The organism is Bacillus sp. XT-2, assembly GCF_025696525.1.
Lineage (GTDB): Bacteria > Bacillota > Bacilli > Bacillales > Bacillaceae > Bacillus > Bacillus halotolerans.
On the sequence record NZ_JAHVOC010000007.1, the window covers coordinates 227,607 to 242,299 of the forward strand.

The window sequence follows — 14,693 nt, forward strand, 5'->3', positions numbered from 1 at the left end:
ATTAATCTTTCGCTTGTTGTTTCTCTCCTAATGTTAATACCCATTCTCTTAAGATATGTTTTTGCACATATCTTTTTCCGTTAATATCAATATGAGGGAGGTCTGTGAGATCCTTTGCTAAGAGTTTCGCCTCCGCTTGGGTTATTCCTAAAAAATGCCCGATATAAAAGTAAATATCTCGTTCTTTAATCAGCATAATGTCATTTTTTTCGTTAGCTTTTGGGTTGTTAATATGCTTTAATCCTTCTCCGATAAAATATCCAGCCAATGCAATACCGATTCCTAAAAAAACGTCCATGTGTATGCCTCCATTATGTACTCGTCATGTTATACGGTCAATCTATATCATTGGTTTCATTTTTGTTGACTGTGTACACAAAAAACCGCCAGAGCAAGATCTGGACGGTTTCTATGCTTTTTCAATCTGAACTCGGCCTGAGAAAAAAGTGGCGCCTCCGCCCATATCAGACAAGCGGTCGGGGGTCAGGGCGTTAACAAGCTGATTTTTGCCTGGTTCATCTGCCCATAATCCTTGACTGACGACAACACCGGGCAGCACTTGTTCTCCGACTGCGGCGGTTAGTTCACACTCACCTCGGCTGTTCCAAATCCGTACGGCTTCACCATCAGTGATGCCGTGTTTTTCGGCATCTTTCGTGTTGATAAAGAGTTTCGGTGTCTTTTCAAGTTTGACGTGCTTTGCATTATTGGAAAACGTTGAGTTTAAGAAATTATGATTCGGCCCGGGAACATACATAAACGGAAATTCATGATCCGGCGCAAGCGGCGTATGTGTCGGTAACGGCGGGAAACCGGCTTGTTTCATTTTTTCTGAATATAATTCTATTTTTCTGCTCGGTGTCGGCAATTTACCCGGAAATAGCGGCTTTTCACGCTTCGCCTTCATAAATGAACGTTCAGTGAGTGATTCATAACTAATCTCCGCTAAATAAGGATTATCCGGATGGTGAAGTGCCTGGCGGATTAAGTCTTCATCTGAATCTTTGAGCTCCTGATCCGTAAATCCCATTGCCTCAGCCAATAACCGGAATACCTCGGTATTAGACTTGCTTTCTCCGTATTTCTCAATAACCGGCTGCTGAAGCTGAATGTAATGGTGCCAGTATGAGGTGTAAAAATCAGTATTTTCAAAAGCGGATGCAGCGGGCAGTACAATGTCCGCATATTTGGCCGTTTCTGTTAAAAACAAATCATGAACCACGGTGAACAAGTCATCCCGCAGGAGGCCTTGTCTGACTTTGTTCGCTTCTGGCGCCACAACGGCTGGATTCGTCCCATAAATAAAGAGGGAGCGAATAGGAGGGTCTGTTTCCAGAAGAACTCTGCCCAGCTGATTCATATTAAACGATCTCGGTGTGCGGCCTTTCAGTAAATCAGGACGCTGAAGCGCGGTGGTGTTATATTCTAAAATCCCGCTGTTATGTTTGATGGCGCCGCCTCCTGTATGCATCCATTGACCGGTAATCGCCGGTAGACAGGCAATCGTTCTAACAATCATTCCGCCGTTGTCGTGATGCTGAAGGCCGTTTCCGATTCTGATAAAGGAAGGGGAGGTTTCACCATACATTTTTGCCAGCTGATAGATATCGTCGATACTGATACCAGTGATCAGGGATACCTTTTCTGGATGATACTGTTTCACATGCTCGCACAGTTCTTCATAGCCGACTGTATATGCTGAAAGAAACGCTTCATCGTGGAGGTTTTCTTTAAATAAAATGTGCATGATGCCAAGGGCAAGCGCGCTGTCGGTACCGGGTTTTATAGGAATAAACCAGTCTGCGAGACGCCCTGTCTGATTTTTATGCACATCAATCACAATAATTTTTGCGCCTTTTTTCCGTGCTTTTTGAGCGATTGTAATTTGATGCATGTTTGTGCTGACTGCGTTAATTCCCCAAAAGATAAACAGTTTCGTATGTATCGTTTCTTCAGGATCGATTCCAGCACTCACACCCATGGTATATTTATAGCCCTCTGATCCGGCTTTGCTGCAAATCGTGCGCTCAAGCTGGCTTGAGCCCAAGCGGTAAAAAAAGCGGCGGTCCATTCCTTCAGCCGTTAATTTTCCCATATTGCCGTAAAAGCTGTAAGGCAGTATGCTTTCAGCTCCTTCTTCATCAATCAGCTGTTTCCAGCGGGATGTGATGGTGTCAATCGCTTCTTCCCAAGAAATTGGTTTAAACTCTGCCTCGCCCTTCACACCTGTTCGTTTCAGCGGAGTCGTCAGCCGCTTTTCATCATAGAGGCGCTCAGCCATATTTCGTACTTTGTTGCATATATTTCCGGCTGTCACGGGGTGATCAGGATCACCCTGCACTTTCACAATTTTCCCGTCTTTTTTATGTACCAGCAATCCGCACTGGTCCGGGCAGTCCAGTGAGCAAACGGATTTAAAAATGCCGTTTTGTTGAGTGGCGAACGATTTCATAGCCCAGTTCCTCTCCCTAGTTAGATATATTGTAAGAATTATAACATTTCGAATGATAACGTCAATTCTGAAAAAAAGACATTGACATCAATCTGGGTCTTCTTTATGATTAACGTATTCTCAATTCTGAAAATTACATACAAAACATTTTCTATCAAGAGAGGTGGAGGGACTGGCCCTATGAAACCTCGGCAACATTATTGTGCCAATTCCAGCAAGCGTCAGCTTGAAAGATAGGAAAGTAAGGTTTATACCGGCTTCTGTCTGTGGCAGAGTGCGCCTATACATGAATCTCTTTCCATCTTTGGAGAGAGATTTTTTTGTGTGAAAAATAACGATGAAAAGGATGTTTTGCATCATGACGGTTTTGATTACAGCACCGTACAACGAAGAAGGACGAAAAGAGCTTGAAGAATTGTTCGGTTCCGTTGTTTATCAGTCTTGGAAAGAAAACGGCCGGGCATACAGGGAAGATGAATTGATTCAGCTATTAAAAGGATCAAATGCGACGGGTTTGATTACTGAGCTTGATCAGGTGACAGAAAACGTGTTTGCATCAATGCCGGAACTTTCATTTGTAGGAGTATGCAGGGGAATGCCTTCCAATGTTGATGTGGCAGCAGCGTCAAACAGAGACATTCCGGTTTTCTATACACCTGGGCGCAACGTACAAGCTGTTGCTGAAATGTTTATTGGAAATGTGATTTCATTTCTCCGGCACACGAATACCTCTAATCAATGGCTAAAGGATGGAAAATGGAACAGCGATTATTTGCAGGCATATGCCAAATTCAAAGGTAATGAAATAACAGGAAAAACCGTGGGTATGGTCGGATTCGGAGCGGTTGGGCAAAGAATTGCAAAACTGCTGACTGCGTTTGACTGCAAGGTTTTGTATTACGATCCATACGTACAGCACGATTATCCGCAATATGAAAAAGTATCTCTGGAGAAGGTATTTTCAGATAGTGATATCGTTTCTGTTCATCTGCCGCGTACAGATGATACGCTTGGCCTCATTGATCGGCCGTATTTTGACTTGATGAAAGAGAGCGCCATTTTCGTGAATACATCAAGAGCTGTCGTGGTAAACCGAGAGGATCTTTTATCTGTACTGAAAGAAAGTAAAATCAGGGGTGCGATATTAGACGTTTTTTATCATGAGCCGCCAGAGCAATCGGATTATGAATTTATTTCATTGCCTAATGTTCTGGCAACACCGCATTTAGCAGGAGCAACATTTGAAGTAGAGGATCATCACGTTACCATTCTGAACGAAGCGCTTAAAAAGTGGAGGGATGAAAAAACTCTCAATATTCCGACTTTATATAACAAAAACGATCTTAAAGCAGAGGTGTAAAAAGGAGGGCATCAGGATGACGAAACAAAAAGGTTATCTCGTATTTGACATTGGCACTGGCAATGCAAGAGTTGCGGTCGTAAGTGTGTCGGGAAGCGTTCAAACGGTTGAACGGGAGGACATTGTATATACGACCGAGCCGCTTTACCCGGACAGCCGCTATTTTTCTCCACAGGCGCTGTGGAATCAAATCATGAATCTGGCTAAACGTGCGATTTCTCGTTCTCATCATATTGAAATTATTGGTCTCACTTCAACAAGTCAAAGACAGGGGATCGTGCTGTTTGATCAAAATGGTGAGTCTTTCCTCGGTCTGCCCAACATTGACAATCGGGGCAGGGAGTGGGAGGAAAACATACCGAATCGGGAAGAAGTATACAGCCGAACAGGCCGTCTGCCGACTGCGCTTTTTTCAGCGCTCAAGCTTTATGGTTTAAAGCACCGCCAGCCCTCCTTATGGGAAAAAACTGCAAGCTTCACAAGCATCAGTGATTGGGTGACGTATCAGTTGAGCGGAGTATTGACATATGAACCGTCACAGGCGACGGAAACGCTGCTGTTTGATGTAAAACAAAATACATGGTCAGAAGAGATGTGCAATATATTCGGTTTCTCGCCATCTATTCTTCCGCCTCTAGTAAGAGCGGGAACAGTCATTGGATCGATAACAGATGAGTATGCGGCAGAATTGGGACTATCACATCATGCGAAGGTTATAGCGGGTGGGGGAGATACACAGCTTGCTGTCAAAAGCACTGGTGCTGCTCTGGGAGACGCAGTCATAGTATCAGGTACGACAACACCGATTACCAAAATTATTGGTGAAATTCATGAGGACAGACAAAATAAAGCCTGGCTGAACTGCCACACAGATCAAGGACAGTGGCTTGCGGAGACAAATCCCGGGGTAACGGGTCTGAATTTTCAAAAACTAAAGGATATTTTCTATCCGAATGAACAGTACGATGTGATGGAAGAAGAGATTGCTGCTCTTGCTAAGGAAGATCATGCATGTGTATCTTCCCTCGGTTCGTATTTATCGGCAGAAAAAAACGCCCTGACGAAAGGCGGCTTTCTCTTTGATGTACCGCTTTCAGCCCATTTAAGCAGAGCGCATTTTGTACGCGCGGCCTTACAGGAGATTGCATGTTCAATCAAATGGAACTTTGACATTTTAACAGAGATCACTCCGTTTGATCGTGACTATGTGTGGGGATGCGGAGGCGGATTCCAAAGCAGAGCATTTACACAATATATTGCCAATCTTCTTCAGAAAAAAATCTATGTCAAAGAAGGGTACAGTCATGCATCAGTCGTTGGTGCTGCTGTGGTTTGCAATGAGGCCTATAGATTGACCGAAGAAATGTCTGGAAGTGTTCGGGTGATAGAACCGCAGGATTGCCGGATAGAAATGACTTTATACGAGGAGTGGAAGCAGGTCCAACGCTTCTTTTCAGGGTTAGAGCCGTCATCGGGAAACAAGGTATTAGTATAAGGCGGAATTTGCCGCCAATTGAGGAATTATACATTTTATTACTTTAATGAGGTAATACGGTAATTGAGATAAGCATCTAAGGAGGATACAGATATGTTAGATAAAATTGGTATACCAAAGCGGCTGGCATGGGGGTTTTTAGGGGTTGTGCTGTTTATGATGGGAGACGGTCTTGAACAAGGATGGCTCAGTCCTTTTCTGATTGAAAATGGGCTCACCGTTCAGCAATCCGCTTCGATTTTTAGTATATACGGCATTTCACTGGCCATCGCTTCATGGTTTTCGGGTGTGTGTCTGGAAGCATTTGGCGTAAAGCGGACGATGTTTATGGGGTTGTTGTTTTATGTGATCGGTACAGCGGCTTTTATCGTCTTCGGATTTGAACAGCTAAATCTGCCTGTCATGTATGTGACTTACTTTATTAAAGGCTTAGGATACCCGCTTTTTGCTTATTCCTTCTTGACATGGGTCATCTACAGAACACCGCAGAACAGGCTCAGCACAGCTGTCGGCTGGTTTTGGATTGCGTATTGTCTGGGCATGTTTGTTTTCGGTGCTTGGTATTCAAGTTATGCAATTAAAACGTTTGGTTATTTAAATACGCTGTGGAGTTCTATTTTCTGGGTATGCCTCGGTGCAGTCTTCGCGTTGTTTATTAATAAAGACCGGTTTGAAAAAAAGAAAAGAAAAAGATCAGAAACGGCGGAGGAGCTTTTAAAAGGGGTTACCATTCTTGTTACCAATCCGCGGGTGCTGACAGGAGGAATGATTAGAATCATCAACAGCATCGGCACATATGGTTTCCCTGTGTTTTTGCCGATGCACATGGCTCAGCACGGCATTTCAACTAATGTGTGGCTGCAGATTTGGGGAACGATTTTTCTGGGCAACATTGTATTTAACCTCATTTTTGGAATTGTCGGTGATAAATTTGGATGGAAAAACACCGTCATTTGGTTTGGAGGAGTCGGCTGCGGCATTTTCACTGTTTTATTATACTATGCGCCTGTTTTTTCAGGCGGGAATATGGCGGTTGTGAGCATCATCGGCTTTATCTGGGGCGGCTTGCTGGCAGGCTACGTGCCGATTGGTGCGATCGTGCCGACAGTTGCCGGAAAAGACAAAGGAGCCGCCATGTCCGTTTTGAACCTCGCAGCCGGCTTATCGGCATTTGTCGGACCTGCTTTAGCTTGGATGTTCATCGGACTCATTGGTGCACAAGGCGTTGTCTGGATTTTTGCGGTGCTTTATCTTGCGAGTGCAGTCATGACGAAATGTATTAAGCTACCTGAAGAAAAAGAAGTACAGAAAGAGACTTCCCCTCAATATGCATCCTGATGAAAAGCGCCCTGAAACAGGGCGCTTTTTATGATTTTTTTTCAGCAATGGTTTCAGTTACAGAGTGCCGCGCAGATGATTGTCTGGACGGGACTTTATCATTAGGAGTCCGCTCAATAAATAGTTTGGGCGATCGCTTCTGCACTTATATCGCTTTTTAAACTCTCATGGATGATGTTTCAAAAGCACATGATCGAGTGGCGGGTTTGGGGCAAAGCGGTGTGTGACAGGAAGTGTGAGCGCGCAGCCAGTTGCTGGCACGCTAACTAAATTCGTTGGATAGCATTCAGTTTATCTTGTTTCTGCAATATACCCTGCGGAGTGAAAACAGACGAGAGACTTAGGGAAGAGCAGCTATAATCTCTGCTCATTCTCTGATTTTCATGATTTTATCATAGAATAAACATTTGTATCATAAGGGACACCGCTTTGGTACATATATTGTCTTAATACGCCTTCTTTTTCAAATCCCATTTTTAACAGCAAACGATTTGACGCTTCATTTTCCATAAAAACAACTGCACCGATTCTCGTTAGTTCAAGGATATCAAAGCCGAAAGACACAATTTCTAAAATGGCTTCTGACGCATAGCCGTTTCGCCAATTCGCCGGGCTGATTTCATAACCGATTTCTGCACGTTTATGCTTGGGGGCCAAAGCATGAAAGCCAATCGTACCGATGAGTTCTTTGGTGTCTTTTCTTTCAATTCCCCACCGTATTCCCCGCTTTTCTTGATAATTGTCGGCAAACTGATGAATCATTGTTTTTGCTTGATCTATACTTTCAAAGGGATCAAGTCCGTAGTAGCGTGTGACGCCATGGTTTGAAAAACAAGTAAAAATGGCTTCCGCATCTTTCTCTGTCAACTCTCTTAGAATAAGCCTGACGGTTTCTAATTCAGGAAACACCGAATCCCTCCCTTATGGTGTATGTAGGTTTATCATATCCCTTTTATTTCCTCTTTTCTATAACGAAATCGAATTTGATGAAGCAAAGGAGCGGATTTGTTTTTCTAATTCCTCTTTGTTTTTATTAAATTGTTTCGTTCGATGGCCGTTCGCGCCCGATGGGTGAGGGAAGCCGTGTAGGCAGGTCAGCCGCCATTTGCTGTTTTCCCTGATCAGTGTTTCACAGACTGTTTCGGCTGCTTTGCCTAGCGGGATAAGAAGAGCAGGGCTCGATAGCTTTTCAAGTTCAGCGGGAAAATGCTTATATGCATAAGTGCTTAGCATAGATGAACGGGGGATAGCCGGACGATGTCCTGTATAGTTTTTCTGTTGAATGAAAACAGGGTATTTGATAACAGAAGTGGTGTGAAGCATATGGCGCAAGTCGCCGAAAAGCTGTGCGGCGCTTTGAATGCCTAAAACCTGCGGCAGCCCGCATTGATCCAGCATCGTAATCAGGTTATCTCTCATAGTTCCAGAAAGTCCTGCCGCTTTTTTGGTGTCTAAAGCTATCTGTTCTAGAGATCGGCCTTTGCGCAAGCTTTCTGCGGCTGTTTCATAAGCTGTTTTCATCTGTGAAAAACCCGGCGTTATGCCTGAAATCACAACTGAAGCATCTTGATTGATATATTCATTATGAGGTGAATAGTACATTTCAAGCGCGTTTTCTTGGTGTATGCGAAATGGGGAAGTGAGCAAATCCGTTTTCGAAAGCGGTCTTGATACCGGAAGAGTATTTAATTTCTCTGCAAATGCTGCTAAACCGCTGCGGTTTCCAATCATGGGTGAACCTCCCTAAAAATGATATCCCATTGTCCATTTTAAACGTTACAACGGGATATCATTCATATTTAACCTCTATTCAAATGTCCTGCGTGCCACACCTCTTTAACTGCTTGAGGGGCTTCTTTCACTTCAGCAGCAGTCTGCTGCAACGCGGTTTTTTTCATTTCAACATCGTACTGAATCATTTTTTGTTTTTGAGACAGCTGCTGTGCTTCCGTTTTTACCATTTCAACTTGTTTTTGCATGGATTGCGTAACTGCAGTGAGTTCCTTCATGGCGGGATCTATTTTCTTCTTGTTTTGAATCACATTTATCCCTAAGTAAATGATTGAAATGGCTATTACTGCGATACTGATATAAACGATAACCATATGTTCACCCCTTTTCTAATGTCATACCCTATTTCGCCTATTATAATCAGGTGAAATGTTATCTGGTCAGTTCATATGATTTGCGTATTGGTTTTCTTGTGCTTATAATGTGTTATCGTACATATGTAAACAAAGAAAGGGTGCTTCAATTGCAAAGTTTACAAAATAAAACTGCTCTTATCACAGGCGGAGGCAGAGGGATTGGACGCGCGACAGCTCTTGCGCTTGCGAAAGAAGGCGTAAATATCGGTTTAATCGGACGAACTGCCGCCAATGTTGAGAAAGTCGCAGAAGAAGTAAAAGCACTTGGTGTGAAAGCTGCGTTTGCCGCTGCGGATGTAAAGGATGCGGCGCATGTTGATCAAGCTGTGGCTTCTATTAAAGAGGAGCTAGGCGAGATTGATATTCTCATTAACAATGCGGGAATCAGCAAATTTGGCGGATTCTTAGATCTATCCGCTGATGAGTGGGAAAATATCATTCAAGTGAACCTAATGGGTGTATACCATGTTACTCGTGCGGTGCTTCCTGAAATGATTGAACGCAAAGCTGGTGACATTATTAATATTTCTTCTACAGCCGGCCAAAGAGGAGCAGCTGTCACAAGCGCTTACAGCGCATCCAAATTTGCCGTTCTTGGGTTAACAGAATCTCTCATGCAAGAAGTGAGAAAGCATAATATCAGAGTCAGCGCGTTAACGCCTAGCACTGTCGCAAGTGATATGTCGATTGAACTGAACCTGACAGACGGCAATCCTGAAAAGGTTATGCAGCCTGAGGATCTTGCTGAATATATGGTAGCTCAATTGAAATTAGATCCGCGTATTTTCATTAAATCTGCAGGATTGTGGTCAACAAATCCGTAAAACGAAAGCCTGTCTAGCGACAGGCTTTTTTTATTTGAATTCAATCCGCACAGGTAAATGTTTAACACCAAACACGAAAGGACTTGGTACCGCTTCGAGTTTCTGTTCATCATCAGCTTTTTTAATATAAGCTGACATAGACAAGAGGGAGGAAAGAGCGATTTTTGCTTCGAGCCTGGCCAATGGTGCGCCGAGGCAAAAGTGAATTCCGAACCCAAAGCTGAGATGGGGATAGGAGGGGCGGTTAATGATAAAACGATCAGGTTCAGAAAATTTAGCTTCATCCCGATTGGCTGACGCGACCCAGCTGATAACGGAAGATCCTTTCTTTATAAATGCTCTGCCAAGCGCTATATCTTCTGCTGCAACTCGTCCGATGGCTTGAACAGGCGGATAATAGCGGAGTGTTTCTTCTATTATATTAGGCACATAGTCTGTATTCTGTCTTATCTGTTGTTGCATGGCTGTGTCTTCCGTGATATAGCGAACAGCATTCGCGATCAAATTAGTAGTCGTTTCGTTTCCCGCGACAAGAAGTAGAATGCAAAAACCGAGCAGCTGCTCTTCTGTTAGATATTCTCCATCGACTTCTGACTGCAAAAGCATCGTAATCAAATCTTCTTTTGGCTGGGCTCGTCGTTTTAATAGAATGTCTCTAAAATAGTTACTTAAGAAAGCGTGGCCGTCCCGGCGTTTTTGAACCATGTCAGCGACAGATTTGTCTGAACTGTCCTTCGCTCCGGCAACGAGCACGTCGGAGTATGTTTTGATGATGTGCCGGTCTTCAATCGGTGCTCCAAGCATTTCAGCAATGATAATAACAGGAAGGGGGCCTGCTATATCATCTATCATATCGATTGTGTCTTTTTGCCGCGCCTCCTGTAAGAGGAATGCTGTAACGTCTTTTATGCGGGTTTCGATTTGTTTCACTGCCTTTGGAGTAAACGATTTGTTGACGAGTGCACGTAATTTGGTATGTTTCGGAGGGTCCATTGTTAAAATGCTTTCTGCCTGTATGCCGCGTTTGGATGAAAAAAGTTTGGGATTTTTCAGGACGAATTGAACGTCATCATACTTAAAAACATCCCAGCAATCACGCTGTTTGTCATAGCGAACAGGAGACGATTTCCGAAGCTTTTCATAAATCGGGAAGGGGAAAAGACGATCCTTTTCGAATTGCAATTCTTTCATGGGAATCAAGTTGGCGTAACGTTCTTCTTTGGCAGGGCGCGCTGTTTGCTTTGTCATTTTATCATCTCCTTTATCGATACGTTATCAAAGGCTGTTTTTCAATTCAATGGACATATATTGAAGAAAATGTAAACCGGACAATAGTTTTAAATTGAAGATCATAGTGAAAACAAGTTATAATGAACCAAACAAACTATGTACCAAATGTTCATTTTATCTTTTTCTATTCCCACCAGCCATACAAACACCAAACACAAAATAACTTGATTATCATGTTATTAATAGAAGAAGGAGAACAGCATGAAAAAATTGAATATTTAGTACATGGTGTTCTCAGTTTACAGAGAAGGGGTGCAGACCGATGAAAGAAGAAAAAAGAAGTTCCACTGGATTTTTAGTCAAGCAGCGCGCGTTTTTGAAGCTTTATATGATTACCATGACTGAGCAGAAAAGACTTTACGGGTTAAAGCTTCTGGAAGTGCTTCGATCAGAATTTAAAGAGATTGGTTTTAAACCAAACCATACAGAGGTTTACCGGTCTTTGCATGAGCTTCTTGATGATGGGATATTAAAACAAATCAAAGTAAAGAAAGAAGGGGCTAAGCTCCAAGAAGTGGTCCTCTATCAATTTAAAGATTACGAGGCAGCCAAGCTGTATAAAAAACAGCTGAAAGTAGAGCTGGATCGCTGCAAGAAACTGATTGAAAAAGCACTGTCAGATAATTTTTAACATAGAAAACACCCGGCATAGTCAAGAGTATCGGGTGTTTTCTGTTTTTCATTATACATATTTGTCGAAATGAAACAATACAAATCAATAGTGACCTTCAAACTTGACATCATTTCCTCACGTGGTAACATTTTAAACGTGTGAAAATACGAACAAAAAAGCGAACAAAGGAGATGTTACCGATCTTTGATCAAAAAAAAGTAGCTTTTATCGGAGCCGGATCTATGGCGGAAGGAATGATATCAGGTATCGTTCGTGCCAATAAAATCCCAAAACAAAACATCTGCGTTACAAACCGCAGCAATACAGAGCGATTAGCTGAGCTTGAACTTCAATATGGAATCAAAGGCGTGGCGCCGGATCACTTATGTATTGAAGACATGGATGTGCTCATTTTGGCGATGAAGCCAAAAGATGCCGAAAGCGCTCTGTCATCATTAAAAACACGCATCCAACCCCATCAATTAATTTTGTCGGTGCTAGCCGGCATAACCACCTCTTATATTGAACAATCATTGCATAATCAACAGCCGGTTGTCAGAGTAATGCCTAACACATCAAGTATGATCGGCGCTTCTGCAACTGCCATCGCACTTGGCAGGCATGTGACAGATGATTTAGAAAAACTGACGGCGGCTTTGCTCGGCTGTATGGGTGAAGTGTATACAATCCAGGAAAATCAAATGGATATTTTTACGGGAATTGCCGGCAGCGGCCCTGCGTATTTTTATTATTTAATGGAATTCATCGAAAAGACAGGCGAGGAAGCGGGCCTTGATAAACATTTATCACGAAGCATCGGTGCACAGACACTCTTGGGTGCTGCAAAAATGCTGATGGAGACAGGAGAACAGCCCGAGGTGCTGAGAGATAATATCACCTCGCCAAATGGAACGACTGCTGCCGGATTGCAGGCCTTGAAGAAGAGCGGCGGAGGAGAAGCCATTTCTCAAGCCATTAAACATGCGGCTAAGCGTTCAAAGGAAATCAGCGATGATATCGAAAAAACAGCGGCACCGCTATAAAACAGGAGTGATAAAGTGACGTCTGAAACAGAAATGAAAAGAGTTGTCGTGAAGATCGGCAGCAGTTCATTAACAAGTCTTCATGGGGAAATCAGCATTCGCAAACTGGAAGCTTTAGTGGACCAGGTCGCCAAACTAAAAGACGCCGGATATGAAGTCATCCTGGTTTCTTCCGGCGCAGTAGCTGCAGGATATCGCAAGCTCGGGTTTCTTCAGCGACCAGAAAATCTGCCTGAAAAACAAGCGTCTGCTTCAATCGGTCAAGGGTTGCTGATGGAGGCTTATTCAAAGCTGTTTTTGGCGCACGGTTATGTGGCTTCCCAAATTTTAATTACAAGAAGCGACTTTTCTGATGAATACCGATATCACAATGTTCGGAACACAATGAATGTACTGCTCGAACGCGGTATTATCCCGATAATTAACGAAAATGACACAGTGACCGTCAATCGGCTTAAGTTTGGCGATAATGATACACTCGCGGCCAAAGTCGCCGGATTAATCGATGCGGATTTGCTTGTGATTTTATCGGATATCGACGGTTTATATGACGGCAATCCGCGAAATAATCCAAAAGCGAAAAGGGTGCAGCGGGTCAGTGAGATTACACCGGAAATTGAAGCGTGTGCAGGCGATACAGACAGCGAGGTCGGCACCGGAGGCATGCGGTCCAAACTGGATGCGTTTAAAATTGTGATGGCATCCGGCATAAAAGGATTTCTTGGCCAGGCAGACGCTGCAGATATATTATATCAAGCTGTTCATGGAGAGGCGGAAGGCACCTATTTTGAAGCTGAGGGAACGCTTCCGTTGAATCAAAAAGAGCAGTGGATCGCTTTTAATTCCGGACCAGAAGGTGAAATTGTTTTATCAGATGACTGTTCCGGCCAAATAGCTGACGGTCAATCGCATATATACCCAGATGGTGTAAGGGAGATTAAAGGAAAATTTAAAAGCGGCGCTGTTGTCCGCCTGACTGATTCTCATGGTGAAGACATCGGCCTCGGGATCGTCAATTATTCTTCCTCGCAGCTTGAGACACCCGAAAAAAATAAAGGCATGAAAAACAAAGCTGTGATTGATCCAGAAGCGTTTGTATGCCATGTGGATTTATCTTTGCCTGTATATTAATAGAAGAAATACACGGGAACAAAAAACCCGAACTTCTCCAGAGAAGCTCGGGTTCTTTTTTATTGATACTGTTCCAATTTCGAGAAAAACTGAATGACAAACTCATAAAAATCCTGAGCTGACGGTGCAAGCTCTCTATTTTTCGGCTTAATAATTCCGACAGTCCGTTTCACTTGAGGAAACTCAATTGGAATCTTCACAGTAAATCGGGGTGTCGTTTCAGCAAAAGTGCTCTCCGGCAGAAGGGTGACACCCATACCTGCGGACACCAATCCTTTGATAGCGTCCAAATCCTCACCCTCTGTAGAGACAAGAGGGGCAAACCCGGCTTGTTTGCAAGAGTCAATCGCCATTTTTCTGAGCACAAATCCTTCCGGAAACAACACAAATTGATCGTTGCGCAAATCGATTAAATGCACCGTTTTTTGTTTGGCGAGCGGATGATTTAAAGGTACAAGCGCGTAAATTTTTTCCGTGAATAAAATATTTCCTGCTATGTCTGGAAAATTCGTCGGCACCGGGCCTAATAACGCTAAATCGATATCGCGGTTTCTGACAGCTTCAATCAGAAACTTATAAGAGCCTTGGCGCAGCAAAAACTCTACGTGCGGATATTCTTCTTTAAATGCCGAAACGACAGTCGGCAGTAGCTGACTGGCGAGGCTTGTAGGAAAGCCGATTTTTACGGTTCCGCGATGCGGGTCAAGGTACTCATCAATTTGTTCTTTTGCATAATCGATGGCTTTCATCGCTGTTTTGACATGAATTAAAAATTCTTTTCCAATCGGAGTGAGTTTGATATTTCTCCCTTCACGCTCAAATAAAGTAACATTTAATTCTTCTTCAAGGTTTGCAATTTGTCTGCTGATTGCTGATTGGGCCACATGCAGATAATCAGCGGCTTCTGAAACGTGTTCCCGTTCAGCAACCTCCATAAAATAACGCAGTTGGCGCAGCTCCATGTAAGTCTCACATCCATCTATCTCATTTTGAGATTCTT

Annotated in this window: 13 protein-coding genes, 1 pseudogene and 1 riboswitch; of the genes and pseudogenes, 7 read left to right on the forward strand and 7 right to left on the reverse strand. The window is 43.3% G+C overall.

The annotated features are described in order from the left end of the window. Nucleotide 1 precedes the first annotated feature (1 nt). Entirely contained in the window at nt 2-298 is a 297-nt protein-coding gene (locus tag KXD37_RS18290; RefSeq protein ID WP_024121653.1) for a hypothetical protein, read from the reverse strand. A gap of 111 nt (nt 299-409) precedes the next feature. Further along, a complete protein-coding gene (locus tag KXD37_RS18295; RefSeq protein WP_263463676.1) occupies nt 410-2,452 on the reverse strand; it encodes a molybdopterin oxidoreductase family protein in 2,043 nt (680 codons plus the stop codon). Between the two features lie 148 nt (nt 2,453-2,600). Continuing rightward, nucleotides 2,601-2,692: riboswitch (SAM riboswitch) on the forward strand. Between the two features lie 97 nt (nt 2,693-2,789). Between KXD37_RS18295 and KXD37_RS18300 the strand changes: the two genes are divergently transcribed. From KXD37_RS18300 to KXD37_RS18310, 3 genes are all read left to right on the forward strand, one after another. Continuing rightward, nucleotides 2,790-3,812, forward strand: coding sequence for a 2-hydroxyacid dehydrogenase (locus KXD37_RS18300; RefSeq protein ID WP_127696889.1), 1,023 nt, complete (start codon nt 2,790-2,792; stop codon nt 3,810-3,812). Between the two features lie 16 nt (nt 3,813-3,828). After that, nucleotides 3,829-5,307 carry an FGGY-family carbohydrate kinase gene (locus tag KXD37_RS18305; RefSeq protein ID WP_127696890.1) on the forward strand — a complete coding sequence of 493 codons (1,479 nt, stop codon included), beginning with the start codon at nt 3,829-3,831 and terminating at the stop codon, nt 5,305-5,307. A gap of 93 nt (nt 5,308-5,400) precedes the next feature. Then, a complete protein-coding gene (locus KXD37_RS18310) occupies nt 5,401-6,645 on the forward strand; it encodes an MFS transporter (protein WP_127696891.1) in 1,245 nt (414 codons plus the stop codon). A gap of 381 nt (nt 6,646-7,026) precedes the next feature. Here KXD37_RS18310 and KXD37_RS18315 read toward each other — a convergent pair whose 3' ends face one another. The 3 genes and pseudogenes from KXD37_RS18315 to KXD37_RS18325 form a co-directional block, all read right to left on the reverse strand. Beyond that, nucleotides 7,027-7,554, reverse strand: coding sequence for a GNAT family N-acetyltransferase (locus KXD37_RS18315; RefSeq protein ID WP_263463677.1), 528 nt, complete (start codon nt 7,552-7,554; stop codon nt 7,027-7,029). A gap of 43 nt (nt 7,555-7,597) precedes the next feature. Continuing rightward, nucleotides 7,598-8,376: pseudogene (locus KXD37_RS18320) on the reverse strand (hypothetical protein). Nucleotides 8,377-8,444: 68 nt separating this feature from the next. Then, nucleotides 8,445-8,750, reverse strand: a complete 306-nt coding sequence (locus tag KXD37_RS18325; protein WP_059336520.1) for a DUF948 domain-containing protein — start codon at nt 8,748-8,750, stop codon at nt 8,445-8,447. Nucleotides 8,751-8,899: 149 nt separating this feature from the next. Here KXD37_RS18325 and KXD37_RS18330 point away from each other — a divergent pair, with 149 nt between their 5' ends. Beyond that, nucleotides 8,900-9,616: a 3-ketoacyl-ACP reductase gene (locus KXD37_RS18330; protein ID WP_059293344.1), complete on the forward strand. Its 717-nt coding sequence runs from the start codon at nt 8,900-8,902 to the stop codon at nt 9,614-9,616. Nucleotides 9,617-9,646: 30 nt separating this feature from the next. Here KXD37_RS18330 and KXD37_RS18335 read toward each other — a convergent pair whose 3' ends face one another. Continuing rightward, entirely contained in the window at nt 9,647-10,864 is a 1,218-nt protein-coding gene (locus KXD37_RS18335) for a cytochrome P450 (RefSeq protein ID WP_213418683.1), read from the reverse strand. A 304-nt stretch (nt 10,865-11,168) separates the two neighbouring features. Between KXD37_RS18335 and rtp the strand changes: the two genes are divergently transcribed. The 3 genes from rtp (at nt 11,169) to proB (ending at nt 13,693) form a co-directional block, all read left to right on the forward strand. Next, complete coding sequence (gene rtp, locus KXD37_RS18340) at nt 11,169-11,537, forward strand: replication termination protein (protein WP_010334473.1); 369 nt, start codon at nt 11,169-11,171, stop codon at nt 11,535-11,537. Nucleotides 11,538-11,683: 146 nt separating this feature from the next. Continuing rightward, on the forward strand, nt 11,684-12,562 hold the full coding sequence (proC, locus tag KXD37_RS18345; RefSeq protein WP_101863279.1) for a pyrroline-5-carboxylate reductase: 879 nt from the start codon (nt 11,684-11,686) through the stop codon (nt 12,560-12,562). Between the two features lie 15 nt (nt 12,563-12,577). Continuing rightward, nucleotides 12,578-13,693: a glutamate 5-kinase gene (proB, locus tag KXD37_RS18350; RefSeq protein ID WP_202647348.1), complete on the forward strand. Its 1,116-nt coding sequence runs from the start codon at nt 12,578-12,580 to the stop codon at nt 13,691-13,693. Nucleotides 13,694-13,752: 59 nt separating this feature from the next. On the opposite strand, the gene gltC is transcribed toward proB, so the two are convergent. After that, nucleotides 13,753-14,655 carry a glutamate biosynthesis transcriptional regulator GltC gene (gltC, locus tag KXD37_RS18355; RefSeq protein WP_024121635.1) on the reverse strand — a complete coding sequence of 301 codons (903 nt, stop codon included), beginning with the start codon at nt 14,653-14,655 and terminating at the stop codon, nt 13,753-13,755. Nucleotides 14,656-14,693: the final 38 nt, after the last annotated feature.